Origin of the sequence: Streptomyces sp. NPDC088350 (assembly GCF_044753545.1) — a bacterium.
Lineage (GTDB): Bacteria > Actinomycetota > Actinomycetes > Streptomycetales > Streptomycetaceae > Streptomyces.
This window is the reverse complement of record NZ_JBIVNL010000002.1, coordinates 664,867-690,909: the sequence shown is the minus strand read 5'-3', so window position 1 is coordinate 690,909 and position 26,043 is coordinate 664,867. Positions and strand designations below refer to the sequence as shown.

The window sequence follows — 26,043 nt, the reverse complement described above, 5'->3', positions numbered from 1 at the left end:
CTGGTGAGATGGCTGCGGTCGCCCTCCCCCGGCCGCAGCGGAACCCTGGGCCGCGGTTCGCGGCGGGCCAGACCGAACGCCATGGATGACCTCGCGACACAGAGGGTGGGGGGCTGTTTCGAGGTCAGTGTGGCCGTCCCCCGGCGCACGGGACGCGAAGGACGCGCCCACGTCTCCCGCACCCACCAGAGCCCCGCCGCAGTGGTCTAGACCGCCCGGGGAGGCCAAGGTCACAGCCGCGTCCTCTGCTGCTCACCTGCACGTTTGCCCTAGCATCCGAGCATGACGGTCCTGCCTGACGACGGGCTCTCGCTGGCCGCCGAGTTCCCTGACGCGACCCATGAGCAGTGGCAACGCCTGGTGGCAGGCGTACTGCGCAAGTCGGGCAAGGAAGTCTCGGACGCGGCAGCGGAAGACGCCCTTTCCACCTCGCTGGAGGACGGGCTCCGCGCCCGCCCCCTGTACACCGCGGACGACTCCGCACCCGAGCCCGGCCTCCCCGGTTTCGCCCCCTTCGTACGGGGTGGCCGCGCCGAGGGCAACACCCTCGGCGGCTGGGACGTACGCCAGCGGCACACGACCGCCGACGCCGCCGCGGTCCTCGCCGACCTGGAGAACGGCGTCACCTCACTGTGGCTGCTCGTGGGCGAGCAGGGCATCCCCGTCGCCGCGCTCGACCGGGTCCTCGACGGCGTCTATCTCGACCTGGCGCCCGTCGTCCTCGACGCGGGCCCCGAAGTCGCCTCCGCCGCGGACGAGTTGCTACGGCTGTACGCGGCGCGCGGAGTCGACAGGCAGGCGGCGCGCGGCAACCTGGGCGCCGACCCGCTGGGCTTCGCGGCCCGTACCGGAGCCGAGGGCTTCGCCTTCGCGCCCGTCGCCGCGCTCGCCCGGCGCTGCGCCGAGGAGTACCCCGGGCTGCGCGCGCTGACCGTGGACGCGCTGCCGTACCACGAGGCCGGCGGTTCGGCGGCACAGGAGCTGGGCGCCTCGCTGGCGACCGGTGTCGCCTATCTGCGCGAGCTGACCGAGGCGGGACTCACCGTCGAACAGGCCGTCGGCCAGGTGGAGTTCAGGTACACGGCGACCGCCGACCAGTTCCTCACCATCGCCAAGCTCCGCGCGGCGCGCAGGCTCTGGGCGCGGGTCGCCGAGGTGTGCGGGACGCCGGGCGGGCAGGTGCAGCACGCGGTGACCTCGCCGGTGATGATGTCCCGCCGTGACCCGTGGGTGAACATGCTGCGCACGACGGTCGCGACGCTGGCCGCCGGGGTGGGCGGCGCCGAGTCCGTCACCGTGCTGCCCTTCGACCACGCGCTCGGCCTGCCGGACGCGTTCGCGCGCCGGATCGCCCGCAACACCTCGACGATCCTGGTCGAGGAGTCGCATCTGTCCCGGGTGATCGACCCGGCGGGCGGCTCCTGGTACGTGGAGCGCCTCACGGACGAACTCGCCCACGCGGGCTGGGAGTTCTTCCAGCACATCGAGCAACAGGGCGGCCAGGCAGCCGTGTTGCGTTCCGGCAGCCTCCGCGAGGACCTCGCCACCACCTGGGCGGCCCGCAGCGCGAAGCTCGCCGAGCGCCGCGAACCCATCACCGGCGTCAGCGAGTTCCCCAACCTCGCCGAACGCCTCCCCGAGCGCGCGCCCGCCCCTTCGGAACCCTCCGGCGGTCTGCCGCGCGTGCGCCGAGACGAGGCCTACGAGGCACTGCGCGCCCGCTCCGACGCACACCTCGCGGCGACCGGCTCCCGGCCGCGGATCTTCCTGGCCGCGCTCGGCCCGGCCGCCGCACACACCGCCCGGCTCGCCTTCGCCGCGAACCTGTTCCAGGCGGGCGGCATCGAGCCCGTCACCGCGGGCGAGTTCGCGGACAGCGGTGCCACCGTGGCCTGCCTGTGCTCCAGCGACGCGCTGTACGAGGAGCAAGCCCCTTCGATCGCCGGGGAGTTGAGGTCGGCCGGTGCCGGGCACGTGTTCCTCGCGGGCCGTCCCGGGCAGTACCCCGGGGTCGACGCCTATGTCTTCGCGGGCTGCGACGCCGTAGCCGTACTGTCCGCCACCCTCGACCGCATGGGAGTGTCCTGATGGCAGCGATGGGGCGCATCCCCGACTTCTCCGGGATCGAGCTGGGGGCCCCGGCCGCCGAAGCCGGCCCCGACGAGTGGCGTGACGCCGTCAAGAAGGCGGCGGGCGGCGACGACCTGCTCTGGGAGACCCCGGAGGGCATCGCGGTCAAGCCGCTGTACACCGGGCAGGACCTGGAGGGCCTGGACTTCCTGGCCACCTACCCGGGCATCGCGCCGTATCTGCGCGGCCCGTACCCGACGATGTACGTCAACCAGCCCTGGACGATCCGTCAGTACGCGGGCTTCTCCACGGCCGAGGAGTCCAACGCGTTCTACCGCCGCAATCTCGCGGCCGGCCAGAAGGGCCTGTCGGTCGCCTTCGACCTGCCCACGCACCGGGGTTACGACAGCGACCACCCGCGCGTGACCGGTGACGTCGGTATGGCGGGCGTGGCGATCGACTCGATCTACGACATGCGCCAGCTCTTCGACGGCATCCCCCTCGACAAGATGACCGTGTCGATGACGATGAACGGCGCGGTACTGCCAGTACTGGCGTTGTACATCGTGGCGGCGGAGGAACAGGGCGTACCGCCCGAGAAGTTGGCCGGGACCATCCAGAACGACATCCTCAAGGAGTTCATGGTCCGCAACACCTACATCTATCCGCCGAAGCCGTCGATGCGGATCATCTCCGACATCTTCGCCTTCACCTCGCAGCGGATGCCCCGCTACAACTCGATCTCCATCTCCGGATACCACATCCAAGAGGCGGGCGCGACGGCCGACTTGGAGCTGGCGTACACCCTGGCCGACGGCGTGGAGTACATCCGGGCGGGCCGGGAGGCGGGGATGGACGTGGACACGTTCGCACCCCGGCTGTCCTTCTTCTGGGCGATCGGCATGAACTTCTTCATGGAGATCGCCAAGATGCGCGCGGCCCGTCTGCTCTGGGCCAAGCTGGTCAGGCAGTTCGACCCGCAGAACGCCAAGTCCCTCTCCCTGCGCACCCATTCGCAGACCTCGGGCTGGTCGCTGACCGCGCAGGACGTCTTCAACAACGTCACCCGCACCTGCGTTGAGGCGATGGCGGCGACGCAGGGCCACACCCAGTCACTCCACACCAACGCCCTGGACGAGGCACTGGCCCTCCCCACCGACTTCTCGGCACGCATCGCCCGCAACACCCAACTCCTCATCCAGCAGGAGTCCGGCACGACCCGGGTCATCGACCCCTGGGGCGGCAGCGCGTACGTCGAGAAGCTCACCTACGACCTCGCCCGCCGGGCCTGGCAGCACATCGAGGAGGTCGAGGCGGCGGGCGGTATGGCCAAGGCCATCGACGCGGGCATCCCCAAGCTGCGCATCGAGGAGGCCGCGGCCCGCACCCAGGCCCGCATCGACTCCGGACGCCAGCCGGTCATCGGCGTCAACAAGTACCGCGTGGAGACCGACGAGCAGATCGACGTCCTCAAGGTCGACAACTCCTCCGTACGCACCCAACAGATCGAGAAGCTCCGACGGTTGCGCGCCGAGCGCGACGAACAGGCCACCCAGGACGCGCTGCACGCGCTGACCCGCGCGGCCGAAGGAACGGGAAATCTCCTGGAGTTGGCGGTGAACGCGGCCCGCGCGAAGGCGACGGTCGGCGAGATCTCCGATGCGCTGGAGAAGGTGTACGGGCGGCACGCGAGCCAGATCCGTACCATCTCCGGTGTGTACCGCACCGAAGCCGGCGAGTCCCCGTCCGTCGAGCGCACCCGCGCCCTCGTGGCCGACTTCGAGGAGTCCGAGGGCCGCCGGCCCCGCATCCTGGTCGCCAAGATGGGCCAGGACGGCCACGACCGGGGCCAGAAGGTGATCGCCACCGCCTTCGCCGACCTGGGCTTCGACGTCGACGTCGGCCCGCTCTTCCAAACCCCCGGCGAGGTGGCCCGCCAGGCCGTAGAGGCGGACGTGCACATCGTCGGGGTGTCCTCGCTGGCCGCCGGACACCTCACCCTCGTACCGGCGTTGAAGGAGTCCCTCGCCGAGGAGGGCCGCGAGGACATCATGATCGTGGTAGGCGGCGTCATCCCGCCACAGGACGTACCGACACTCCTGGAAATGGGTGCGGCGGCCGTCTTCCCGCCCGGGACGGTGATCCCGGACGCGGCCCACGACCTGGTACAGCGGCTGGCCGCCGACCTCGGGCACACCCCGTGATCGATGTCGACACCTATGTGAAGGGCGTACTCGACGGAAAGCGGGCCCTGGTGGCCCGCGCCATCACCCTCGTCGAGTCGACGAAACCCCAACACCGTGCCATGGCACAGGAGTTGCTGACCGAGCTGCTCCCGCACAGCGGCCGGGCCCGGCGGATCGGCATCAGCGGTGTGCCGGGCGTCGGCAAGTCGACGTTCATCGACGCGTTCGGCAACCTGCTCACCTCGCTCGGATTCCGGGTCGCGGTGCTCGCCGTGGACCCGTCGTCGACCCGGACCGGCGGTTCGATCCTCGGCGACAAAACCCGCATGGAGCGCCTGGCCGTGGACCCCGCGGCCTTCGTACGCCCCTCTCCCACCGCCGGCACACTCGGCGGCGTCGCGAAGGCGACCCGGGAGTCGATCGTGGTGATGGAGGCGGCGGGCTACGACGTCGTACTCGTCGAGACGGTTGGCGTCGGCCAGTCGGAGACGGCGGTCGCCAACATGGTCGACTCCTTCCTGTTGTTGACCCTCGCCCGCACGGGCGACCAGTTGCAGGGCATCAAGAAGGGTGTCCTGGAACTGGCGGACGTCATCGCCGTCAACAAGGCGGACGGCCCGCACGAGCGGGACGCGAAGAGCGCGGCGCGCGAACTGGCGGGCGCGCTACGCCTGATGCACCCCGTCGACGCGGCCTGGACACCGCCGGTGCTGAGTTGCAGCGCACGCGAGGGCACGGGCCTGGACACGGTCTGGGAACGCCTGGAACAGCATCGTTCACTGCTTGACTCCACCGGCCGCCTGGCTGCCAAACGCAGCGAGCAGCAGGTGGATTGGACGTGGACGATGGTCCGCGAGGAGCTTCTGGGCCGCCTGCACTCGGACCCGACCGTACGCGCGCTGGCCCCGGGCCTCGAACGGCAGGTGCGGGAGGGCGAGTTGACGGCGACCCTGGCGGCAGAGGAAATCCTGCGAGCCTTCGAATCCCGGCTCAGCTAACTCTTTTAGGGGCACGGGCTGTATCGATTTGCGGCTCCGCCGCGTGGGCGCGCCCAGCCCCCACCGGCCGAAAGCCAAAACTCGCCCATCCCGGCGGAGCGGCTGTGGGTCAATCCGGACTGCGGTCTGAAGACCCGCGGCCGGCCCGAGACCCGGGCGTCCCTGGAGCACCTGGTCGCCGCGACCCGCACGGTCCGCGAGGAGCTGACGGGTTCCCGATCCGACCGGCGGGGCGGCCGGGAGGACGCCCTCCCCGCCCCGCCGTGAGGTGCCCGCGAGACGATGTCCCCCACCGCCCGGAGAACTGGAGCACCCACGTGACCAGCCGCATCACCTTGATCTCGCCGGCGATGAACCGGTCCCTGCGGGAGACCCGGTTCGACGACGACGGCCCGCTCGACGCGAGCGGTACGGCCCGCGCCGAGTCCGCCGCCGGCTCGCTCCGCGCGGCCGACCGGGTGCTGGTCTCCCCCACCGCGCGCTGCCGGGACACGGCGTCCGCCCTCGGCCTGACGGCCGTACCGGAACCGGAGTTGGCGGGCCTGGACATGGGCCGCTGGCGGGGCCTGACGCTCGACGAGGTGATGGGCCGGGAGCCGGACGCGGTGACGGTCTGGCTGACCGACCCGGGCGCGGCGCCCCACGGGGGCGAGTCGGTGCGGGCGTTGTGCGCGCGGGCGGCCCGGTGGCTGGACGCGGCGGCGGAGTTCGAGGGCCGGATCCTCGCAGTGGTCGAGCAGGAGATGGTACGGGCGCTGGCGGTCACGGTCCTCGACGCGGCCGGACCCGCCTTCTGGCGGCTCGACGTACCGCCGCTGACCGCGACCGACCTCAGCGGACGGTCCGGGCGATGGAATCTGCGGCTCGGGCGGGAACTGGGCGCGGCGGGCTGCTAGTTCGGGACGGGAACCGCCGTGCTCACCAGTTCAGGTGCAGGGCGTACGGCGAACGGTGGATCATCGTCGGCCGCATGGTGACCGGGCGGTGCTCCGCCAGCCGTAGGCCGGGCAGGCGGCGGGTCAACTCCTCCAGAGTCACGCGGAGTTGCTCGCGGGCGAGCTGGGAGCCCGGGCAGCTGTGCACGCCGAAGCCGAAGGCGAGGTGGCGGCCGGGAGTGCGGGTGATGTCGAACGTGTCGGCGCGCGCGTACCGCGTCTCGTCACGGTTGGCCGCGCCGAAGGCGACGAACAGCGTCGCCCCGGCGGGGAGTTCGGTGCCGGCAAGGGTGACCGGCCGGGTGGTGATCCTGCGGAAGCCCTGCAGCGCGGTGTCGTAGCGGGCCGCCTCCTCGATCGCCGCGGGGATGCGGTCGGGCTCGGCGCACAGCAGTTCCCACTGGCGCGGGTGACGGAGGAGATGCAGGACGGTCGTGCCGATGAGCGCGGTGGTGGTGAGGTGTCCGGCGATGAGCAGGTTCTGGAGGTGGGCGACGAGTTGGTGCCGATGCTCCAGGGTCGGCGGCCCGTCCGTGACGGAGGCGATCAGCTCGGAGCAGAGGTCTTCGCGAGGCTGGTCGTACCGCGCCCGTACGTACCGGTCGAGGGTCCGCTGCATCGCGACGACGTCCTCGGCCGCGGCGATCTGCTCGTCCTCCTCCAGGGGGCGGAACAGCAACTCCTCGGCGCGGAGGCCGCCGTGGACGACCCCGGGCAGGTCGGCGGGGTCCAGGCCGACGATCCTGCCGATGACCTCTCCGGGGAGCCGCTTGGCGTACGCCGACATCAGCTCGACGTGCCCGTCCTTGACGAACGTGTCGACGAGGGCGGCGGCGCGCTCGGCCGCGTAGGGCAGGACGGCCGTGACGCGGGCCGGTGAGAGGCCGCGGACGATGGGCGCGCGCAGTTGCTGGTGCTGTGCGCCGTCCGCGGTGACGACCACGGGCCGCCCGCCGAAGCCGCCGCCGAGGACGGCGAGCGCGGCGGGCGACGGCATCACGTCGGGCAGCAGGGCCACCGCCGAGGAGAACTCCTCGGGGCGGCGCAGGACTTCGCGTACGTCGGCGTCCCGGGCGACGAGCCAGGCGTCGAGTTCGGCGAGGCGGGTGAGACCCTCGGTCTGTCGCGCCCGGGTGTAGTGCGGGTACGGGTCCCGCTGCAACTCGTCGAGCCTGGCGTGCGGTTCGCGGTCCACGGGACGCCCTTCGGCCGGTGGTGCGGTGCGGGTCGGGCTCATGGTGCCGTACGCGCGTGCGGTACGGAAGGGAAGTTCCGGGCAGGGTCAGAACACCACGGTCCAGCCCTCCCGCGCGGCCTGTTCGGCGGTGTACGAGACGCCGTGCACCTTCAGGCCGTTGGCGTCGAGGAGGGTGATCTCGCCGCCCTGGTTGCCGAGTTGGACGCCGTCGGTGAGCGGGACGAGCAGGGTGGCGCCCGGGGCGAGGGTGCCGGGCGGTACCGCGCAGGAGTGGCCCAGCCGGTCCCGGACGCGCCAGCCGGTGGGGTCGAGCGGATCGGGCGAGGCGTTGAGGAGGGTGACGTTCTCCGCCTCGGGCGCCGGGCCGCGCGGGTTGACCAGGGCGGCGACGACGCGGACGGGCTGCCCGCCGGGCTCGTTGCGCGAACCGTCGGTGCCCTCCAGGGTGTGGCCGGTCGTGTCGTCGGTGTGCCACGACTGGCTCTGGAAGGCGAGGAAGATGCCGACCCAGCGCGACTGCGCCGGGAAGTGGATCAGGATGCCGCCGTCCTGCCAGACCCCGTCGTCACCGCTGAAGCGGCGGCTGTTGCCCTGGTTCATGTGGATGTCGTGGACGCCGTTGCCGGGCAGGAACCCGAACACCTTGTCCTTGACGGTGGGTTCGGGGCCGAAGCGCTCACCGAAGACGTACAGCCGGGCGTCCGGGTCGTCGACCGCGCGCCGGACGTAGTGGTCGAGGAGGTCGGCGAGGTCGTTGTCGGGACCGCTCGCGTCCGGCGGCAGCGTGCGCAGCTGCGCCGGGTCGAAGAGGTTGCCGCGCACGAAGTCGAGGTTGGGGCCGCCGGGTCCGGGCAGCAGGGTGTTCCAGCCGCTCGGGAGGCTCTCCAGACGTGCGGTGACCGGGTGTTGGAAGTCCTCGCTGACGAGGTAGAGCAGCTCGGAGGGCTTCTCCTGGGACAGGACGTTGACGGCGGCCCGAAAGTGTGTGCCCGAGTCGTCCGTGAGATGGATCTGGTAGTGCGGTGTACCGGCGGCGCCCTCGCGCCTCGTGTCGACCGCCCGTGTGATCAGTACGCCGTAGGCCTTCAGTGGCATGACGACCAACTCCCCCTGCGGGCAGGCGGGATGCCCGCCCATGGGACACAGCGTAGGGGGGAGGCGCCCGCTCCGGCCGGGGCGCGGGGAAACTCGGGGCGGCTGTCCGGTGTACGTCTGCGTGCCTATGAACCGCTAGGCCATGGGTGTGAGCCGCCGGTGAACGTATCGCCGATCACCACAGGTTCTCTACGATCCCTACATGGTCAACTTCCGTCTTGAACGCACGGCACCGCTTCCCCTGGAGGAGGCGTGGCGCCGGTTGACGGAGTGGCCGCGCCACGCCGATGTGGTCCCGCTGACCCGGGTCACCGTGGTCACTCCCCCGCCGACCGGCGAGGGCACGGTCTTCGTGGCCCGCACCGGCCTCGGCCCCTTCACCTTCGACGACCGCATGGAGGTCACCGTGTGGCGCCCGCCGTCGGACGACGAGCCGGGCCTCGTCCGGTTGGAGAAGCGGGGGCGGGTCGTCCTGGGCTGGGCGGAGATCGAGGTCCGGCCGGGGCCGGGGGGCCGTAGCCGCGTGGTCTGGGAGGAGGAGCTGCGGGTCCGCTTCCTGCCGCGCCTCCTCGACGGGCCGTTGCGGTGGGCGGCGCGGTCGATGTTCGGACGGGCGGTGAACGGGCTGCTGAGACGGTCGTCGTAGCGGACACGGTCCGCACAGCGTCTCTACGGAGTCAGTCCTTGCGGCCGGTCACCGCGACCGTCACGCCCAGGCCGATCATCGTGAGCCCGCCCGCCCCGCCGACCGCGGAGAGCCGGCGCGGGGAACGCGCGAACCAGTCCCGTGCGGTGGCGGCGACCAGCCCCCACACGCTGTCGGAGATCACGGCGATGAGGTTGAAGACCAGGCCGAGCAGCAGCATCTGCGCCGTCACACGGCCCTGGTCGCGGTCCACGAACTGGGGCAGTACGGCGGCGAAGAACACGATCGTCTTGGGGTTGGCCACCCCGACGGCGAACCCCTCCCACAGGGTGCGCAGACCGCTGTGCGGGGCCGTGTCCTCGCCGGTGAACGCGGCGCGCAGCGACCCGCGTTGACGCCACGCCTTGATCCCGAGGTGGACGAGGTAGGCGGCGCCGGCGAGCTTCAGTGTCGTGAAGACGAGCACCGAGCGCTCCACCAGCGAGCCGACGCCGAGCGCGACGGCCACGACGAGCAGGTAGGCGCCGAGCGTGTTGCCCACCACGGTGGTCAGCGCGGCCCGGCGGCCGTGGGCCAGCGCCCGCCCGATCACGAACAGCACGCTGGGTCCGGGGACGATGATCAGCAGGAAGGACAGGGCCGCGAAGGCGACGAGTCGGTCGGTGGACACCATGGGGCCATGCAAGACGGGAGCGCCCTGCGCCGCAACCCATTTCCCGGCCCCACGAGATCGATGTGACCGAGGAGGTCGACGAGGTGGCTGTGGCCGACGAGGTCGATGTCCGGTGGCGGGAACAAACGCTCTAGTGTGAGGGCCCTGAACGGCCCTTCCGGGCACGGGAGATCAGGAAAGGTGACCGGCGGATGTCGCTTCGTCCCGGGGACACGGAGTCGATCGGCGGATACACACTGGTCGACCGGCTGGGCAGCGGCGGGATGGGCGTCGTGTATCTCGCGCGGTCGGCCTCGGGCCGCCAGGTCGCGGTCAAGGTCGTGCACGCGCAGTACGCGCTGGACGAGGAGTTCCGGGCCCGCTTCCGGCAGGAGATCGCGGCCGTCCGCCGGGTGAGCGGAGCGTTCACCGCGCCCGTCGTGGACGCCGACCCGGACGCCGATATCCCCTGGATGGCCACGCTGTACGTGCCGGGCCGCACGCTCGCCGAAGTCGTCGAGAAAGACGGCCCGTTGGGCGGACAGGCGCTGCGCACGTTGGCGCTGGGGCTCGTCGAGGCACTGCGGGACATCCACCAAGCCGGTGTCGTCCACCGGGACTTGAAGCCCAGCAACGTCCTGCTCGCCGAGGACGGACCCCGCGTCATCGACTTCGGCATCTCCCGCGCCGCCGACAACGAGACGCTCACCGTGACCGGGCGGCTGATCGGCACGCCGCCCTTCATGTCCCCGGAGCAGTTCGCCGCGCCCCGGGACGTCACCGCCGCCTCCGACGTGTTCTCGCTGGGCTCCCTCCTCGTGTACGCGGCCACCGGAAACCGCCCCTTCGACGGCGCCAGCCCGTACTTGACGGGCTATCAAGTCATGTACGAGCAGCCGCAGTTGGACGGCGTGCCGGAACCGCTGCGCGGCATCGCCGAACGCTGTCTGGACAAGGACGCGGCGGCCCGGCCCCAACTGACCGAACTGCACGGCCTGTTGCTGGCCCTGTCCGACTTCACCGCGGCGGACCTTCCGGGAACGGAACGCCCCCGGCCGGGCACCTCCACGACCGTCCCGGACGCCGGACGGCGCCCGCGCCGGGGCCGGCGGCTCGTCATCGCCCTCGCCACCACCCTGGCCGTCACCACGCTCGGCCTCACGACCCTGCACTGGATGTCGGACCGCGCCCCGTCCCCGGGCCCCTACGACGCGCTGTCGCCCTCGCCGTCGGCCTCCACCGCCGTATCCCTGCCCACCGGCTGGCAGCCGTGGCGGACGAGCCTGCTCACCGCCAAGAAGGGCGATCCCCTCGACTACGGCGAGTCCGGCTGCGTGGCGGGCGGCGGCAGCACCGTGTACTGCGCCGGTACCGGCTTCACGGTCACCGCGCTCGACGCCGCCTCCGGGAAGGTCCGCTGGCGGTCGGGCACCAGCCCGGAGACCTCGCGCCCCGTCGGTGTCCGGGACGGCCGCGTCTACACCTACGTCAAGCCGGACTCGACCGCGACCTACATCACCCGGCGCCTGGTGGCCCTGGACGCGAAGACCGGCGGCCGGCTGTGGGAACACCCGGTCAGCGAGGACCGGAACGCCGTCCTGTTCGACGGCGGAATCCTCGCGATGGACGAGAACGCCACGAAGTTCGTCGCCTACGACGATGCGGGCCGCGCGCTGTGGACCGCGCCCGCCAAGTCGACGGTCGGAAACGCCTGCACTCCGGCCGTGCTGGGCGGCGCCCCCTACGGCCTGTGCACTCCGGCGGACGATCCCGCCAAGGACGATGTCGGTCTGCTGCGCCTGGACCCGGCGGACGGCACGTCCAAGGAGATCACCCAACTGCCCACGGGGGCCGAACCGTTGGGCGTGAGCGGCAAACTGCTGGTGTTCGCGGTGCCGAAGCTGGCGGACGGCTCCTTCGGCAGCGGAGAGGACCAGGCGTACACCGTCCTGGAAGAGGTGGACCCCGCCGGCGGGGGCGTGCGGGTCCTGCTGCCGGCCGGCACGCGCGGCACGCCCACCTTCGTCAAGGGCGTCCTCTACTTCGTCCGCCCCAACGGAACGGTCACCGCCGTACGGGCGAGCGACGGCAAGCGCCTGTGGCAGCGCGGGACGGACATCGAGAACCTGTCGGCGCCGGTGTTGTCCGCGAAGTCCGACACCCTGTATTTCTCCAACCGGTTCGGCCGTCTGCTGGCCCTGAACGTCAGCACGGGCGCGGTGCGCCGGCGCACCTCCGCCCTCCGGAACCCCGGCGACTCGGCCTACGAGACCGTCCCGTACGTCCTGCTCGTCAAGGACGCGCTCGTGGCGGTGGCGGGCGACACGGCCTTCTCCGTACGACCGGACCGGCCGAGTCTCCCTCGCTGACGGCCGGTTCTCAGGCCACCGACCCGATCCGCCCCACCCTCGCCGGCGTCCCGTCGTGATGGATCGGCGTGTGCGCGCCGGTGAGGGAGACCCCGCTGCCGCCACGCCTGTTGGCGACGATCTCCGAGGCGATCGACAGGGCCGTCTCCTCGGGCGTACGGGCGCCCAGGTCGAGACCGATCGGGGACCTCAGCCGCGCCAACTCCAGCTCTGTGACGCCGACTTCGCGCAGCCGCTCGTTACGGTCGAGGTGGGTGCGGCGGGAGCCCATCGCGCCGACGTACGCCACCGGGAGGCGGAGGGCCAGCCGCAGGAGCGGTACGTCGAACTTGACGTCGTGGGTGAGGACGCACAGGACCGTGCGGGCGTCGACGTCCGTGCGCTCCAGATACGTGTGCGGCCACTCGACGACGATCTCGTCGGCGTCGGGGAAGCGGGTCCGGGTGGCGAAGACGGGGCGGGCGTCGCACACCGTCACGTGGTAGCCCAGGAACCTGCCGATGCGGACCAGTGCGGAGGCGAAGTCGATCGCGCCGAACACGATCATCCGGGGCGGCGGCACCGAGGACTCGACCAGGACCGTGAGCGGCGCCCCGCAGCGGGAGCCCTGCTCGCCGATCTCGACCGTGCCGGTGCGGCCCGCGTCCAGGTGGGCACCGGCCTCGGCCGCGACCGTACGGTCCAGTTCGGGGTGGGCGCCGAACCCGCCGTCGTAGGAGCCGTCGGGGCGTACGACGAGTGCGCGGCCGAGGAGTTCGGCCGGGCCGGAGACGATGCGGGCCAGTGCCGCCGCCTCGCCGCGGGTGGCGGCGGACAGCGCGGTGGTGACCACCGGGCGGGCGGGGTCGGCCGCCCGTACCGGGGTGACGAGGATGTCGATGACTCCGCCGCAGGTGAGGCCGACGGCGAAGGCGTCCTCGTCGCTGTAGCCGAAGCGTTCGAGGACGGGTTCGCCGTCCGCGAGGGCCTGTTGGCACAGGTCGTAGACCGCGCCTTCCACGCAGCCCCCGGAGACCGAGCCGATCGCCGTGCCGTCGGTGTCCACCGCGAGGGCGGCGCCGGGCTGGCGGGGTGCGCTGCCGCCGACGGCCACGACGGTGGCTACGGCGAAGTCGCGTCCGTCGACGACCCACCGGTTCAGCTCCTCGGCGATGTCCAGCATGTCTCGGTCTCCTTAAACGAGGTCAGGGACAGGCGCCCCGAAGGGGCGCGGGGAACTGCGCGACCAGCCACGACGGACCTGCGGCGGACCACCGGCCCATCGCGGCTCTCCCAGCGGAGCGCTACCGCACGCCCAGCCAGCTCTCCACGGGGTGGAGGGCGAAGTAGACGAGGAAGACGACCGTCAGGCCCCACATGAAGGGGCCGATCTCCCGTGCCTTGCCCTGGGCGGTCTTGATGGCGACGTACGAGATGACTCCCGCGGAGACGCCCGCGGTGATGCTGTACGTGAACGGCATCACCACTACCGTCAGGAACACGGGGATCGCGGTGGCGCGGTCGGCCCAGTCCACGTGCCGGGCGTTCATCAGCATCATCGAGCCGATGACGACCAGGGCGGCGGACGCGACCTCCTGCGGGACGATCGCGGTGAGCGGGGTGAAGAAGAGACAGGCGGCGAAGAAGAGACCGGTGACGACCGAGGCGAGGCCCGTTCGCGCGCCCTCCCCGACGCCCGTCGCCGACTCGATGAAGACGGTCTGGCCGGAGCCGCCCGCCACGCCGCCGATCGCGCCGCCCGCGCCGTCGATGAACAGCGCCTTCGACAGGCCGGGCATCCGGCCCTTGGCGTCGGCGAGTTGGGCTTCGGTGCCGACGCCGATGATGGTCGCCATGGCGTCGAAGAAACCGGCCAGGACGAGCGTGAACACGATCATGCCGACCGTCATCGCGCCGACCCTGCCCCAACCGCCGAACTCCACCTGGCCGAAGAGCGAGAAGTCCGGCATGGACACCGCGCTGCCGTGCAGTTCGGGGGCGGCGCCGCTCGCCCACTGCTTGGGGTCGATGACCCCGGCGGCGTTCAGGACCGCGGCGACGGCCGTGCCGCTGATGATGCCGATGAGGATCGCGCCGGGCATGTCGCGGGCCTGGAGCATGAAGATGAGGAGGAGGGTGCCGGCGAACAACAGGACGGGCCAGCCCGCGAGTTCGCCCGCCGGGCCGAGGGTCACCGGGGTGGCCTTGCCCTGGTGCACGAACCCGGACTTGTAGAAGCCGATGAGGGCGATGAACAGGCCGATGCCCATCGTGATGCCGTGCTTCAGCGCGAGCGGAATCGCGTTCATGATCATCTCGCGCAGGCCGGTGACGACGAGCAGCATGATGACCACGCCGTACATCACGCACATGCCCATCGCCTGCGGCCAGGTCATCTGCGGGGCGACCTGCGAGGAGAGCACCCCTGAGACGGACAGGCCGGCGGCGAGGGCCAGCGGCACCTTGCCGACGAAGCCCATCAGGAGCGTGGTGAGGGCCGCCGCGAACGCGGTCGCGGTGATCAGGCCCTGCTGGCCGAGCGTGTCCCCCGCGACGTCCTTGCCGGACAGGATCAGGGGGTTGAGCAGCAGGATGTACGCCATCGCCATGAAGGTGGTGACTCCGCCGCGCACCTCACGCGCGACGGTCGATCCCCTTTTCGAGATGTGGAAATAACGGTCGAGCCAGGACCGGCCGGCCGGGACGCGGGTTCCTTCACCCGCGTCCTCGGCGGCGGTCCTGGGTTCCACTGACTGCTGGGTCATGGGGCCATCTCCCAAGGTTCACAGGGGCACTCGCGGACCGCCGTCGGCGGTGCGCGGGATTTGGGATGGACGACCCGGGGGACGGCCCGAGACGAACAAGGGGACTCGGAGGCTCACATACCGGTGAGGTGCTCCGGGCGTACCGGTGTCCTGTTCAGTTCCAGCCCGGTCGCGTTCCGAACAGCCGCCAGTACGGCCGGAGTCGACGACAGGGTGGGTGCCTCGCCGATGCCGCGCAGCCCGTACGGGGCGTGCTCGTCGGCGAGTTCGAGCACATCGACCGGAATGGTCGGGGTGTCGAGGATGGTGGGGATCAGGTAGTCCGTGAAGGACGGGTTCCTGACCTTGGCGGTCTTCGGGTCGACGATGATCTCCTCCATGACCGCGATGCCGAGACCCTGGGTCGTGCCGCCCTGGATCTGGCCGATCACGGACAGCGGGTTGAGCGCCTTGCCGACGTCCTGCGCGCAGGCCAGCTCGATCACCTTGACCAGGCCGAGTTCGGTGTCGACCTCGACGACGGCGCGGTGCGCGGCGAAGGTGTACTGGACGTGCCCGAAGCCCTGTCCGGTACGGAGGTCGAAGGCCTCGGTCGGCCGGTGCCGCCACTCGGCCTCGATCTCGACGGCCTCGCCTTCGAGGACGTCGACCAGATCGGCGAGGACCTCGCCGGCGTCGGTGACGACCTTGCCGCCCTCCAGGAGGAGTTCGGCGGTGGCCCACGCCGGGTGGTAGGTGCCGAGCTTGCGGCGGCCCATCTCCAGGACCTTCTCGCGGACCAGCTCGCAGGAGTTCTTCACGGCGCCACCGGTGACGTACGTCTGCCGGGAGGCCGAGGTCGATCCCGCCGAACCCACCTGTGTGTCGGCCGGGTTGATCGTCACCTGGGTGACGCCCAGCTCGGTACGGGCGATCTGCGCGTGGACGGTGACCCCGCCCTGGCCGACCTCCGCCATCGCGGTGTGTACGGTGGCCACCGCCTCGCCGCCGACAACCTCCATACGGACCTTGGCCGTTGAGTAGTCGTCGAAGCCCTCGGAGAAGCCGACGTTCTTGATGCCGACCGCGTAGCCCACCCCGCGTACGACGCCTTCGCCGTGCGTGGTGTTGGACAGGCCGCCCGGCAACTGCCGTACGTCGGCGGCCTCTCCGGCGGCGAGCCACTGCTGCTCGGGCGGCATGGGCATCGCCTTGACGCGGCGCAGGAGTTCGGCGACCGGGGCCGGTGAGTCGACGACCTGCCCTGTCGGCATGACGGTGCCCTGTTCCATCGCGTTGAGCTGACGGAACGCGACCCGGTCCATGCCCACCTTGTCGGCGAGCCTGTCCATCTGGGCCTCGTAGGCGAAGCACGCCTGGACCGCGCCGAAGCCGCGCATCGCGCCGCAGGGCGGGTTGTTGGTGTAGAGGGCGATGGCCTCGATGTCGACGTTGTCGATGACGTACGGTCCGGCACCGAGCGAGGAGGCGTTGCCGACGACCGCCGGGGAGGCCGACGCGTAGGCGCCGCCGTCCAGGACGATCCGGGCCTTCAGGTGGGTGAGCTTGCCGTCCTTCGTGGCGCCGTGCTCGTAGTAGAGCTTGGCGGGGTGGCGGTGGACGTGGCCGAAGAAGGACTCGAAGCGGTTGTAGACGATCTTCACCGGTTTGCCGGTGCGCAGGGCCAGCAGGCAGGCGTGGATCTGCATCGACAGGTCCTCGCGACCGCCGAACGCGCCCCCGACCCCGGAGAGTGTCATGCGGACCTTGTCCTCGGGCAGGCCGAGCACGGGCGCGATCTGGCGCAGGTCGGAGTGCAGCCACTGGGTGGCGATGTAGAGGTCGACGCCCCCGTCCTCGGCGGGGACCGCGAGGCCCGACTCCGGGCCGAGGAACGCCTGGTCCTGCATGCCGAAGGTGTACTCGCCCTCGACGATGAAGTCGGCGCGTTCGCGGGCGGCTGCCACGTCGCCGCGCACGATCGGCTGGCGGTGGACGATGTTCGGGTGCGGGACATGGCCGATGTGGTGGTCGGTACGCCCCTCGTGGACGAGGATCGCGTCCGGCGCCGTGGCGGACAACTCGTCGGTGATGACCGGGAGTTCGCGGTACTCGACCTTGATCTTCGCGGCTGCGCGACGCGCGGTCTCCGGGTGGTCGGCGGCAACGATCGCGACCGGCTCGCCGTGGTGGCGGACCTTGCCGTGCGCGAGGACCGGGGTGTCCTGGATCTCCAGGCCGTAGTTCTTCACGTCGGTCGGGAGGTCGTCGTAGGTCATGACGGCGTAGACGCCCGGCGTCTTCAGCGCCTCGACCGTGTCGATGGAGACGATCTCGGCGTGGGCGACCGGGGAGCGCAGGATCTGGCCCCAGAGCATGTCCTCGTGCCACATGTCGGAGGAGTACGCGAACTCGCCGGTGACCTTGAGGGTGCCGTCCGGGCGGAGCGTGGACTCGCCGATGCCGCCCTTGGTCTTGGAGCCCTGGGTGACCTTGGTGGGAGTGCCGATGGGGGCGCCTTTTACGGAGATGTCAGACATGTCAGACCGCCTCTCCCTGCCGGGCCGCCGCCAGGCGCACCGCGTCCATGATCTTCTCGTAGCCGGTGCAGCGGCACAGGTTGCCCGAGAGCGCCTCGCGGATGTCCGCGTCGGTCGGGTTCGGGTTGTGCTCCAGCATCTCGTCGGCGGCGACGAGGAGACCGGGGGTGCAGAAGCCGCACTGGACGGCGCCGGCGTCGATGAACGCCTGCTGGATGGGGGCGAGTCGGGTGCCCTCGCCGGTCTGGGAGTCGGTCGGCTTGGCCTGCCGGGCAGGAGACCCATCCTGAAGAAATGTGACACTCGGCGCCGAAGTGTCACATTTCTCGGGACCACATGCCCGCTGCCGCGCGTACTCCGCGAGCCCCTCGACCGTGACGACCTCGCGGCCCTCGACCTGGCCGGCCGCGACCAGGCACGAACACACCGGAACGCCGTCGAGCCGGACCGTGCAGGAACCGCACTCTCCCTGCTCGCACGCGTTCTTCGAACCCGGAAGGCCCATCCGCTCCCGCAGCACGTACAGCAGGGACTCGCCCTCCCACACGTCGTCCGCTTCCTGCGGGCGGCCGTTGACCGTGAAATTGACGCGCATCAGGCGACTCCCTCCGAGTGGGCGGCGGAGCCGCGGTAGGACTCCCAGGTCCAGGTCAGGGTGCGGCGGGCCATGATGCCGACCGCGTGGCGGCGGTAGCTCGCGGTGCCCCGGACGTCGTCGATGGGGTTGCAGGCGGCGGCGCACAGGTCCGCGAACTGCTTGGCGACCGACGGGGTGATGATCCGGCCGTTGTCCCAGAAGCCGCCCTCGTCGAGCGCGGCGTTCAGGAATTCCTCGGCGGCCTTCGCCCGGACGGGTGTCGGCGCGGCCGAGCCGATGCCGGTGCGGACCGTGCGTGTGGCGGGGTGCAGGGCGAGTCCGAAGGCGCAGACCGCGATCACCATGGCGTTGCGGGTACCGACCTTGGAGTACTGCTGGGGGCCGTCCGCCTTCTTGATGTGGACGGCGCGGATCAGCTCGTCGGGCGCGAGCGCGTTGCGCTTCACGCCGGTGTAGAACTCGTCGATCGGGATGAGCCGGGTGCCGCGCACCGACTCGGCCTCGACCTCGGCGCCGGCCGCGAGGAGCGCGGGGTGGGCGTCGCCGGCCGGGGAGGCGGTGCCGAGGTTGCCGCCGACGCCGCCGCGGTTGCGGATCTGCGGGGAGGCCACCGTGTGCGAGGCGAGGGAGAGGCCCGGCAACTCGCCGCGCAGGTTCTCCATGATCCGGGTGTACGGGACCGAGGCCCCGAGCCGCACGCTGTCGGCGCCGACCTCCCACTCGTAGAGATCGCCGATACGGTTCAGGTCGAGCAGGTACTCGGGCCGGCGGTGGTCGAAGTTGATCTCGACCATCACATCGGTGCCGCCCGCGATGGGCACAGCGGTGGGGTGCTCGGCCTTCGCGGCGAGCGCCTCCTCCCAGCTGGCGGGGCGAAGGAAGTCCATGACCGGCTCTCTTCTTCGTCTCGTGGGTCGTACGGATCAAGCCAGTTCGTGTGCGGCGGGCCCGGCTCGTTCATGCGCTGTTCATGCAGCGTGAGGTCAGTACACAGCGCCGTGCGCGGAGCGGGTCAGTCACGGAAACCATGAAGGAGTTGGCTGGCCAGCGCGGGCATCTTGTAGATTCATATGAACGGAGGTCATCAGTAACCCCTCCGATTCCCTGTGGAAACGTGGGAAACAGCCCCGCACGGCCCCGCACCCACAGAACCTCTTGGTTCATCGTAGTTTTCTAGACAAAGAACGGCGGCGACGGCGATGCGGCTGCGCGCACTTCTGGACACCGATGCGCTGGGGCTGCGGCTGCTCGGCGGCGAGGACGAGCTGGACCGCACGGTACGCGGGGTGATGACCACCGACCTGCGGGACCCCAGCCGCTACCTCTCGGGCGGCGAGCTGGTCCTGACCGGTCTTGCCTGGCGCCGCGACGCCTCCGACTCCGAGCCGTTCGTACGCATCCTGGTGTCCGCCGGGGTGGCCGCGCTGGCCGCCGGCGAGGCCGAACTGGGGGCGGTTCCGGACGACCTCATCGCCGTCTGCGCCCGGCACCGGCTGCCGCTGTTCGCGGTCCACGAGTCGGTGGCGTTCGCGACGATCACCGAGCATGTCGTACGACAGGTGTCCGGCGAGCGGGCCGGCGATCTGGCGGCCGTGGTGGACCGGCACCGCCGGATGATGACCTCGGGCCCGGCCGGCGGCGGCCCGGACGTGGTCCTGGACCTGCTCGGTTCCGACCTGGATCTGCGGGCGTGGGTGCTGTCGCCGACCGGGCGGCTGATCGCGGGCTCGAAGGTGTCGGGGCCCGCGCTGCCCGCCGACGTCTGCGCGAAGCTGGCCGCCGAGCAGCTGGCCGCCGCCCGCACGGGCCGCCGGGGACCGCACCGGCTGGCGCTGGGCGGCTCGACGTACTCGCTCTTCCCGATCCGCGGCGGCGGGCGCCCCGCGCAGGGTTCCCGGGACGTGCGCGAGACGGTGCTGTCGGACTGGCTGCTCGCGGTCGAGGCGGACGCCGGGGACTGGCCCGACGAGCGCCTGGACCTGCTCCAGGGCGTCACACAGCTGATCGCGGTCGAGCGGGACCGGCGGGACGCGGCGCGCACAGTACGCAGACGGCTCGCACAGGAGGTCCTGGAGCTGGTCCAGACGGGTGCCGCGCCGGCCGAGATCGCCGCACGGCTGCGGGTCGCCGCCCCCGTACTGCTGCCCGGTCTCGGGGCGGCCCCGCACTGGCAGGTGGTCGTGGCCCGGGTCGAGTGGGACGGCGCCGCCATCGAGGCGGGCCCGGTCGCCCAGGCGCTCCTGGAGGAGATCCTGGTCGACCCGCTGACGACGGGCCCCGAGCCCGCCGACCGGATCGCCGTGGCCCACTCGGGCGAGGAGGCGATCGCGCTCGTACCGCTGCCGGCGGTGTCGGCGGAGCACGACGGCTCCGAGTCCGGGATCCACGCGGACGCGCTCCTGGCGACCGTACGGGATCCGCTGTCGGCCGGGCTCGACGGCGACGGGCGGGTGACGCTCGGGGTGAGCGCGGCCGTGCACTCGGCGGAGGGGCTGCGCGGGGCGCTGGAGGAGGCGCGGCACGCACGGCGGGTGGCGGCGGCGCGTCCGGGGCGCGTGTGCGCCGCCGGGCACCAGGAGCTGGCTTCGCACGTGCTCCTCCTCCCCTTCGTGCCGGACGACGTGCGGCGGGCGTTCACCGCGCGCCTGCTCGACCCGCTGCGCGACTACGACCGCCGGCACCGCGCGGAGCTGATTCCGACGCTGGAGGCGTTCCTGGAGTGCGACGGTTCGTGGACGCGCTGTGCGACCCGGCTGCATCTGCACGTCAACACGCTGCGCTACCGGGTCGGCAGGATCGAGCAGTTGACGAGTCGGGACCTCTCGCGCCTTGAGGACAAGCTGGATTTCTTCCTGGCGCTGCGGATGAGCTGACCCGGCGATCCCACGACTTTGTGAATTCTTTCACCCACCCTCTTGGCCGGGCCGTGCGATCCGTGCTGAGATGCCAGCACTCAACAGCTCAATGGTGTGCTCGGGGAGGGCAACGTGGCGCATTCCGCCATGTCTGGACACGGAACGACCGAAGGTGACGATCCCCTCCAGACCGCGGTGTGGCGGCTGCGCTCGCGGGCCTGCTGGGCCGACGCGGCGGCGCTGCTGCGGCCCGACACCGCGGCGCCGGCCCTCCAGCGGACCGCGCTGCTCGTGGAACGGTGTCTGTACACCGAGCGGGGCTGGGAGGAGGCCGAGGACGCGCTGCGCACGGCCGAAGCGCTGGCCCACAGCGACGACGAACGCGGCGCGGCGGCCTGCGAACGCGGTCAACTCGCCTACGCGGCAACGCTGCACGGGGTCCGCGACCGGGCCGACGAGGCGCGGGCCGCGCTCGGGCGGGCGGCGGCGCTGATCCCGCCGGGCGGTTCGGGGCGGGCACTGCTGGACTTCCGGCGCGGGCTGCTCGCGGAGAACCTGGCCCGTTCGCCGCAGGCCGCGCGGGCCGCGTACCGGCGTGCACACGCGGGGGCCGCCGACCAGGCCGACCCGCTGCTGCTGTCGTTCACCTGGCGCCATCTGGCCGGACTCGCCCTGCGGGACGGGGAGTTGGCGGAGGCCCGGCACGGCTTCGCCGAATCGCTGCGGATCCGGGAGGAGTTGGGCTACCTCGTCGGTACGGCGCCGGCCCTCGCGTCGCTCGCGGACGCGGAGGTCGAGCCGGAGGCGTCCCGGTTGCGCGAGGAGGCCCGGCGGCTGTTCAAGCTGCTCGGCGGTGTACCGACGTGGCTGGCACGGCAGTTGGCGGTGCCCGCGCCGGGGGCGGCCACGGCGTAGGTCAGGAACCCTCGGTCCGGTTCTGGACGACGTTCACGATGTGGTGCACGAACCGCAGGACGGACGCCCGGAGTTCGGGGTCGCGCGCGACCAGCACCACGACGGCGACGAGCAGGAGGAAGGACAGGAGGCCGCCGCCGCGGCCCGAGCGGGAGTGGCCGCGGCGGGCGCCCATCTGCGCGGCGCGCATCCCGTCCTGCGCCGCCTGTCGCGCCGACTGCTCGGCGCCCCGCTGCGCGGCCCGCTGTGCGGCTTGTTGGCCCGGATTCGGAAACATCGGCGCTCTCCCCCACGGAACCACGGAACGGTCGTCCCTTTCCGTGGGGCACGTCACCACCGGCCGACCGGGTTCCCGGTGCGGCCCTCGGTGGCCGGACCCGGACCCGCTCGTGACCGGAGTCACATATTCGGATTCACGCGGCTCCCGCGAAGTGCTCCCGCACCAGTGGCTGCACCACGTCCCACTCCCCCGCGACCAACGCCTCCAGGAGCGCGAGGTGTTCGGCCGCGTCCGCCAGGAGGTCGGCCCGCCCGCGCGTCACGGCACCGCCGGCCGGCGGCCACTGGGCGCGCCGGTGCAGGTCCTCCGCGATCTGGACCAGCTGCGCGTTCCCGGAGAGGGAGAGGAGGGCGCAGTGGAAGGCCCGGTCGGACTCGGCGTACACAGCCCGGCTCCCGGAGGACGCGGCGCGGACGGTCCCCTCGGCGAGGGGGCGCAGGTCCGCCCAGCGCGCGGCGGGCACCGTACGGGCCAGCCGGAGCAGCACGGGGACCTCGATGAGGGCACGGATCTCCGCGAGTTCGGCGAGTTCCCGGGCGCCGCGCTCGATCACGCGGAAACCCCGGTTCGGTACGACCTCGACGGCGCCCTCGGCGGCGAGCTGCTGCATGGCCTCGCGGACGGGGGTGGCGGAGACGCCGAACCGGTCGCCGAGCGCGGGCGCGGAGTAGACCTCGCCGGGGGTCAGTTCGCCGCCGACGAGCGCGGTGCGCAGCGCGTCCAGTATCTGACCGCGCACGGAGGAACGCTGGACGACCGCACGCGGGCGCGGGAACGGCGTCTCGCTGTGCGTGTGCTCACCGCGCACCGCACCGGCGCCGTCCGCGAGACCCCGGTCCCGGTCCACATCGGCGGCGCGCTGCTGCGGCGGCACCCGGGAGCCACGGGCAGGCGCATCCGGAATTCCGGTCCCGGCGGAGCCCTGCGTGCCCTGCTTCACGGGTCCTCCTCCGGACGTGTCGGTACTTGGGGTCATTACGGCGTCTTGTTACTCGTCCGTCAAGCACCTTAGGCGCAGATCGGACTAGTTCAAATTACGGGAGGGGTTGGTAAGGTAAGCCTTACCTCTAAACCAACGGCGAATCGGTGGTCCCGGCATGCCCCTGCCCCCTTCGGCCACAGCGGACGCGTACGCCCGCCTCACCGAGGTAGTCCCCGGGCTCGCGATCACCGAACTCACCCCCGGACAACCCACCCCGACCGGCGGCGGCTGGGCACACGCCGCCGCACTCGCGGAGGGCGGAGCCGACCTGGAGGCATTCCTGGCCCGGGACGACGCCCAGGTCCTGCGCGACCACGGCCGAAGGGGCCGCCCGGACGTGATAGCGAGCTTCGGCCTGCACCGCTACGCCTGGCCGGTCTGCCTCCTGTTCACCGTCCCGTGGTTCCTCCACCGCCGCGTCCCCCGCCTCCCCGTGACCCACGTCTCCTACGACCGCACGGCCGCCGGTCTCGACATGGGCCACCTGGCCGTCCGTACCGGCCCCTTCGCCTGCCTGCCCGGCGATCCGGCGGCGGCGCTGCCCGGCGCGCGGGTGGTCGCGGACGAGGAGGCGCTGCGGGCGGAGGTGCGGGCCGCGGTCGCCGAACACATGGAGCCGGTACTGGCCGGCTTCGGCCCGCGGATGCGACGGCGCGGTCGCGCCCTATGGGGCATGGCGACCGACGAGGTCGTGGAGGGGATCTGGTACGTCGCCGACCTCTTCGGCGAACAGCCGCGGGCCGTACGGGAGTTGGAGCGGCTGCTGCCGGGCGCGACCAGGCCGTACGTCGGGTCCGCCGCGTTCCGCGAGGTGGCCGGACCGAACGGCGAGTCGCTGTCCACCCGGGACCGGGCGAGCTGCTGCATGTACTACACGCTGGACGCGGACGACGCCTGCGCCACCTGTCCGCGCACCGGTGAGGCGGAGCGGGTCACCAAGCTGCTGGCCGCCGCAGCCAGTTGAGGCACCCTCAGTCACACACTCCACTCGGGGCCCGCTAGGATCGGCCGCGAACGAGACACCCACCCGGTAACAGGTGCTTCACAACTTCCTCACTTTTCGCAGGAACTTTCCGTGGAACCACCCGTACGGGTAGTCTTATTCGAACTCAACTCCCGCCCCTCAAGCGGCAGTTCGAGCAGAAAGCCGCCCTGGGCATCCCCTTGCACCTCCTTGGCGGCCTCTTGCCCCGAAAACGCCTGAGGGCCGTTGGGATTGGGCCACTATGGCGGGCGTTACGCCCTATCCCAATGCAAGGGACCCCAGATGAGACTGACCGACATATCGCTGAACTGGCTGCTTCCCGGCGCCGTACTGCTCCTGGGCATGCTGGCGGCGGTGGCGGTGCTCGCGCGGAGCAAGCGGTCCGGCGGGGAGCACGCGAAAGACGACTCGTGGGAGCGCACGGAGGAGCGCCGCAGGCGCAAGGAGGCCATATACGGCATCGCCTCCTATGTCCTTCTGTTCTGCTGTGCGGCGGTCGCCGCGGCACTCTCCTTCCACGGACTGGTCGGCTTCGGCCAGGAGAACCTCGGCCTCACCGACGGCTGGGAGTACCTGGTCCCGTTCGGCCTCGACGGCGCGGCCATGTTCTGCTCCGTCCTCGCGGTCCGCGAGGCCAGCCACGGTGACGCGGCCCTCGGCTCCCGGATACTCGTGTGGACGTTCGCGGCAGCCGCCGCCTGGTTCAACTGGGTGCACGCGCCCAGGGGTGTCGACCACGCGGGCGCCCCGCAGTTCTTCTCCGGCATGTCGCTGTCGGCCGCGGTCCTGTTCGACCGCGCGCTGAAGCAGACCCGACGGGCCGCGCTGCGCGAGCAGGGTCTGGTGCCGCGTCCGCTGCCGCAGATCCGTATCGTCCGCTGGCTGCGGGCCCCCCGCGAGACCTACAGCGCCTGGTCGCTGATGCTCCTGGAGAACGTGCGCAGCCTGGACGAGGCGGTCGACGAGGTGCGCGAGGACAAGGCGAAGAAGGAGGAGACCCGACTGCGCCGGCGCGACCAGCAGCGGATCGAGCGGGCCCAGCTCAAGGCCATAAGCCGGGGCCAGCGCGGCCTCATCGGCCGGGGCCGGACGCCGGAACCGCAGGCCCTGGAGCGCGGCTCCTCGCAGCCCTCCGCGGAGCCTGCTCTATCGACGCCGGAACAACTGCCGGTTCGCACGCGTCCCTCACTCCAGCCAGTCCGCGGGGCATCTGACCCGATAACCGTCGACCTCACCGCCGAGGACGACACCATGGCCCTGCCGCGACTCGACTCCCTGGAGCGCAAGCTCAAGGACCTGGAGCAGCAGTTCGGCTGAGCCCGAGCCGGAAAGCAGGATCCGGGACCGGGCGACATCGGGACGGGGGCGGAGTCCAACGGGACGCCGCCCCCGTCCCGTTGCTCATGCCGTCTCGGAATCGAGCTCGAACCAGACGGACTTGCCCACCCCGTGGGCCGACACTCCCCAGGCGTCCGCGAGGGACTGCACCAGGACCAGGCCCCGCCCGTGCGTACCGTCGTCGGCGTTCGGTACGTGCAGTCTGGGCCTGCGGGCCACGAAGTCCCGTACCTCCACGCGCAGTCCACGGGGTCCGACGGTCGCCGTCAGCACGGCGTCGTGGTCGGTGTGGATCAGCGCGTTGGTGACGAGTTCACTCGTGAGCAGCTCCGCTATCTCCGATCGTCCCGGCCTCCCCCAGTGCCGTAACAGTTCACGCAACGCCCTCCGGGCTTCGGGCACCGCCCGCAGGTCCGCGCGTCCGAGTCTGCGCCTCAGTTGAGGCGGCTGCGCCGGTTCCGTGGCGCTGTCGGCCTTGTCCTCCACCGCTTTCGCCGAGGAGGCCCCGATCGCCATGGGACCGCCCCCTCGTGCTTGCCTCTTCATGACCCCCGCCTGCACGCCGGTTTCCGGTTCCCTCCTGCTCGAACACCTTCACGGGGATCCATGCCCTCGTCGGGAACAGGGCAGTCATGTCGAATCATCAACGACCAGGTGTTCGGCCACAGTTGCGCCGAA

21 protein-coding genes and 1 pseudogene are annotated in these 26,043 nt (G+C 71.6%); 11 read left to right on the top strand and 11 right to left on the bottom strand.

What is annotated here, in order from left to right:
- Window positions 1-282: 282 nt before the first annotated feature.
- The 5 genes and pseudogenes from ACIQBL_RS08215 to ACIQBL_RS08195 all read left to right on the top strand — a co-directional run bounded on the left by ACIQBL_RS08215 (window position 283) and on the right by ACIQBL_RS08195 (window position 6,150).
- Window positions 283-2,088, top strand: a complete 1,806-nt coding sequence (locus ACIQBL_RS08215; protein WP_401938219.1) for a methylmalonyl-CoA mutase family protein — start codon at window positions 283-285, stop codon at window positions 2,086-2,088.
- A complete protein-coding gene (scpA, locus tag ACIQBL_RS08210; protein WP_401938217.1) occupies window positions 2,088-4,274 on the top strand; it encodes a methylmalonyl-CoA mutase in 2,187 nt (728 codons plus the stop codon). The genes ACIQBL_RS08215 and scpA overlap by 1 nt, the downstream gene beginning before the upstream one ends.
- Entirely contained in the window at window positions 4,271-5,254 is a 984-nt protein-coding gene (gene meaB / locus ACIQBL_RS08205) for a methylmalonyl Co-A mutase-associated GTPase MeaB (protein WP_401938215.1), read from the top strand. The genes scpA and meaB overlap by 4 nt, the downstream gene beginning before the upstream one ends.
- 84 nt (window positions 5,255-5,338) lie before the next feature.
- Window positions 5,339-5,521 (top strand): annotated as a pseudogene (locus tag ACIQBL_RS08200) (hypothetical protein); the annotation flags it as partial.
- Between the two features lie 50 nt (window positions 5,522-5,571).
- Entirely contained in the window at window positions 5,572-6,150 is a 579-nt protein-coding gene (locus tag ACIQBL_RS08195; protein WP_401938214.1) for a histidine phosphatase family protein, read from the top strand.
- 22 nt (window positions 6,151-6,172) lie between these two features.
- On the opposite strand, the gene ACIQBL_RS08190 is transcribed toward ACIQBL_RS08195, so the two are convergent.
- The gene (locus ACIQBL_RS08190) at window positions 6,173-7,384 is read right to left on the bottom strand and encodes a cytochrome P450 (protein ID WP_401938929.1); all 1,212 of its coding nucleotides are present in this window, start codon (window positions 7,382-7,384) and stop codon (window positions 6,173-6,175) included.
- Window positions 7,385-7,471: 87 nt separating this feature from the next.
- Window positions 7,472-8,482 (bottom strand): DUF2278 family protein, encoded by a 1,011-nt coding sequence (locus ACIQBL_RS08185; RefSeq protein ID WP_401938927.1) that lies wholly within the window; start codon window positions 8,480-8,482, stop codon window positions 7,472-7,474.
- Window positions 8,483-8,684: 202 nt separating this feature from the next.
- Here ACIQBL_RS08185 and ACIQBL_RS08180 point away from each other — a divergent pair, with 202 nt between their 5' ends.
- The gene (locus ACIQBL_RS08180) at window positions 8,685-9,128 is read left to right on the top strand and encodes an SRPBCC family protein (RefSeq protein WP_401938211.1); all 444 of its coding nucleotides are present in this window, start codon (window positions 8,685-8,687) and stop codon (window positions 9,126-9,128) included.
- A 31-nt stretch (window positions 9,129-9,159) separates the two neighbouring features.
- Here ACIQBL_RS08180 and ACIQBL_RS08175 read toward each other — a convergent pair whose 3' ends face one another.
- Window positions 9,160-9,801: a LysE family translocator gene (locus tag ACIQBL_RS08175; protein ID WP_401938208.1), complete on the bottom strand. Its 642-nt coding sequence runs from the start codon at window positions 9,799-9,801 to the stop codon at window positions 9,160-9,162.
- 191 nt (window positions 9,802-9,992) lie between these two features.
- Here ACIQBL_RS08175 and ACIQBL_RS08170 point away from each other — a divergent pair, with 191 nt between their 5' ends.
- Entirely contained in the window at window positions 9,993-12,149 is a 2,157-nt protein-coding gene (locus tag ACIQBL_RS08170) for a PQQ-binding-like beta-propeller repeat protein (RefSeq protein WP_401938207.1), read from the top strand.
- A 10-nt stretch (window positions 12,150-12,159) separates the two neighbouring features.
- Here the strand turns inward: ACIQBL_RS08170 and ACIQBL_RS08165 are convergent, their stop codons facing one another.
- The 5 genes from ACIQBL_RS08165 to ACIQBL_RS08145 all read right to left on the bottom strand — a co-directional run bounded on the left by ACIQBL_RS08165 (window position 12,160) and on the right by ACIQBL_RS08145 (window position 18,897).
- The gene (locus tag ACIQBL_RS08165) at window positions 12,160-13,311 is read right to left on the bottom strand and encodes an XdhC family protein (protein ID WP_401938205.1); all 1,152 of its coding nucleotides are present in this window, start codon (window positions 13,309-13,311) and stop codon (window positions 12,160-12,162) included.
- Window positions 13,312-13,432: 121 nt separating this feature from the next.
- Window positions 13,433-14,893 carry an NCS2 family permease gene (locus ACIQBL_RS08160; RefSeq protein WP_401938202.1) on the bottom strand — a complete coding sequence of 487 codons (1,461 nt, stop codon included), beginning with the start codon at window positions 14,891-14,893 and terminating at the stop codon, window positions 13,433-13,435.
- 113 nt (window positions 14,894-15,006) lie between these two features.
- Window positions 15,007-17,412, bottom strand: a complete 2,406-nt coding sequence (locus tag ACIQBL_RS08155) for a xanthine dehydrogenase family protein molybdopterin-binding subunit (protein ID WP_401938201.1) — start codon at window positions 17,410-17,412, stop codon at window positions 15,007-15,009.
- 1 nt (window position 17,413) lies between these two features.
- Window positions 17,414-18,007: a (2Fe-2S)-binding protein gene (locus ACIQBL_RS08150; protein ID WP_401938198.1), complete on the bottom strand. Its 594-nt coding sequence runs from the start codon at window positions 18,005-18,007 to the stop codon at window positions 17,414-17,416.
- Window positions 18,007-18,897, bottom strand: coding sequence for an FAD binding domain-containing protein (locus ACIQBL_RS08145; RefSeq protein WP_401938196.1), 891 nt, complete (start codon window positions 18,895-18,897; stop codon window positions 18,007-18,009). Before ACIQBL_RS08145 ends, ACIQBL_RS08150 begins: the two co-directional genes overlap by 1 nt.
- 312 nt (window positions 18,898-19,209) lie before the next feature.
- Between ACIQBL_RS08145 and ACIQBL_RS08140 the strand changes: the two genes are divergently transcribed.
- Window positions 19,210-20,883 (top strand): PucR family transcriptional regulator, encoded by a 1,674-nt coding sequence (locus ACIQBL_RS08140; RefSeq protein WP_401938194.1) that lies wholly within the window; start codon window positions 19,210-19,212, stop codon window positions 20,881-20,883.
- Window positions 20,884-20,997: 114 nt separating this feature from the next.
- Complete coding sequence (locus ACIQBL_RS08135; RefSeq protein ID WP_401938192.1) at window positions 20,998-21,780, top strand: hypothetical protein; 783 nt, start codon at window positions 20,998-21,000, stop codon at window positions 21,778-21,780.
- Window position 21,781: 1 nt separating this feature from the next.
- On the opposite strand, the gene ACIQBL_RS08130 is transcribed toward ACIQBL_RS08135, so the two are convergent.
- Window positions 21,782-22,057: a hypothetical protein gene (locus ACIQBL_RS08130; RefSeq protein ID WP_401938191.1), complete on the bottom strand. Its 276-nt coding sequence runs from the start codon at window positions 22,055-22,057 to the stop codon at window positions 21,782-21,784.
- Between the two features lie 136 nt (window positions 22,058-22,193).
- Window positions 22,194-23,000 (bottom strand): GntR family transcriptional regulator, encoded by an 807-nt coding sequence (locus ACIQBL_RS08125; RefSeq protein ID WP_401938188.1) that lies wholly within the window; start codon window positions 22,998-23,000, stop codon window positions 22,194-22,196.
- Between the two features lie 157 nt (window positions 23,001-23,157).
- Between ACIQBL_RS08125 and ACIQBL_RS08120 the strand changes: the two genes are divergently transcribed.
- Both ACIQBL_RS08120 and ACIQBL_RS08115 read left to right on the top strand, forming a co-directional pair.
- A complete protein-coding gene (locus ACIQBL_RS08120) occupies window positions 23,158-24,006 on the top strand; it encodes a (2Fe-2S)-binding protein (RefSeq protein WP_401938187.1) in 849 nt (282 codons plus the stop codon).
- Between the two features lie 303 nt (window positions 24,007-24,309).
- Window positions 24,310-25,344, top strand: coding sequence for a DUF2637 domain-containing protein (locus ACIQBL_RS08115; protein ID WP_043679070.1), 1,035 nt, complete (start codon window positions 24,310-24,312; stop codon window positions 25,342-25,344).
- Between the two features lie 84 nt (window positions 25,345-25,428).
- Here the strand turns inward: ACIQBL_RS08115 and ACIQBL_RS08110 are convergent, their stop codons facing one another.
- Entirely contained in the window at window positions 25,429-25,881 is a 453-nt protein-coding gene (locus ACIQBL_RS08110; protein WP_401938183.1) for an ATP-binding protein, read from the bottom strand.
- Window positions 25,882-26,043 lie beyond the last annotated feature (162 nt).

Excerpts from the sequence above, each read along its gene's own strand:
- scpA (WP_401938217.1), top strand. The coding sequence starts at position 2,088 with ATGGCAGCGATGGGGCGCATCCCCGACTTCTCCGGGATCGAGCTGGGG.
- ACIQBL_RS08130 (WP_401938191.1), bottom strand. The coding sequence starts at position 22,057 with ATGTTTCCGAATCCGGGCCAACAAGCCGCACAGCGGGCCGCGCAGCGG.
- ACIQBL_RS08120 (WP_401938187.1), top strand. The coding sequence starts at position 23,158 with ATGCCCCTGCCCCCTTCGGCCACAGCGGACGCGTACGCCCGCCTCACC.
- ACIQBL_RS08150 (WP_401938198.1), bottom strand. The coding sequence starts at position 18,007 with ATGCGCGTCAATTTCACGGTCAACGGCCGCCCGCAGGAAGCGGACGAC.
- ACIQBL_RS08145 (WP_401938196.1), bottom strand. The coding sequence starts at position 18,897 with ATGGACTTCCTTCGCCCCGCCAGCTGGGAGGAGGCGCTCGCCGCGAAG.
- ACIQBL_RS08110 (WP_401938183.1), bottom strand. The coding sequence starts at position 25,881 with ATGGCGATCGGGGCCTCCTCGGCGAAAGCGGTGGAGGACAAGGCCGAC.
- ACIQBL_RS08165 (WP_401938205.1), bottom strand. The coding sequence starts at position 13,311 with ATGCTGGACATCGCCGAGGAGCTGAACCGGTGGGTCGTCGACGGACGC.
- ACIQBL_RS08215 (WP_401938219.1), top strand. The coding sequence starts at position 283 with ATGACGGTCCTGCCTGACGACGGGCTCTCGCTGGCCGCCGAGTTCCCT.
- ACIQBL_RS08115 (WP_043679070.1), top strand. The coding sequence starts at position 24,310 with ATGAGACTGACCGACATATCGCTGAACTGGCTGCTTCCCGGCGCCGTA.
- ACIQBL_RS08155 (WP_401938201.1), bottom strand. The coding sequence starts at position 17,412 with ATGTCTGACATCTCCGTAAAAGGCGCCCCCATCGGCACTCCCACCAAG.
- ACIQBL_RS08140 (WP_401938194.1), top strand. The coding sequence starts at position 19,210 with ATGCGGCTGCGCGCACTTCTGGACACCGATGCGCTGGGGCTGCGGCTG.
- ACIQBL_RS08160 (WP_401938202.1), bottom strand. The coding sequence starts at position 14,893 with ATGACCCAGCAGTCAGTGGAACCCAGGACCGCCGCCGAGGACGCGGGT.
- ACIQBL_RS08180 (WP_401938211.1), top strand. The coding sequence starts at position 8,685 with ATGGTCAACTTCCGTCTTGAACGCACGGCACCGCTTCCCCTGGAGGAG.
- ACIQBL_RS08170 (WP_401938207.1), top strand. The coding sequence starts at position 9,993 with ATGTCGCTTCGTCCCGGGGACACGGAGTCGATCGGCGGATACACACTG.
- ACIQBL_RS08175 (WP_401938208.1), bottom strand. The coding sequence starts at position 9,801 with ATGGTGTCCACCGACCGACTCGTCGCCTTCGCGGCCCTGTCCTTCCTG.
- ACIQBL_RS08185 (WP_401938927.1), bottom strand. The coding sequence starts at position 8,482 with ATGCCACTGAAGGCCTACGGCGTACTGATCACACGGGCGGTCGACACG.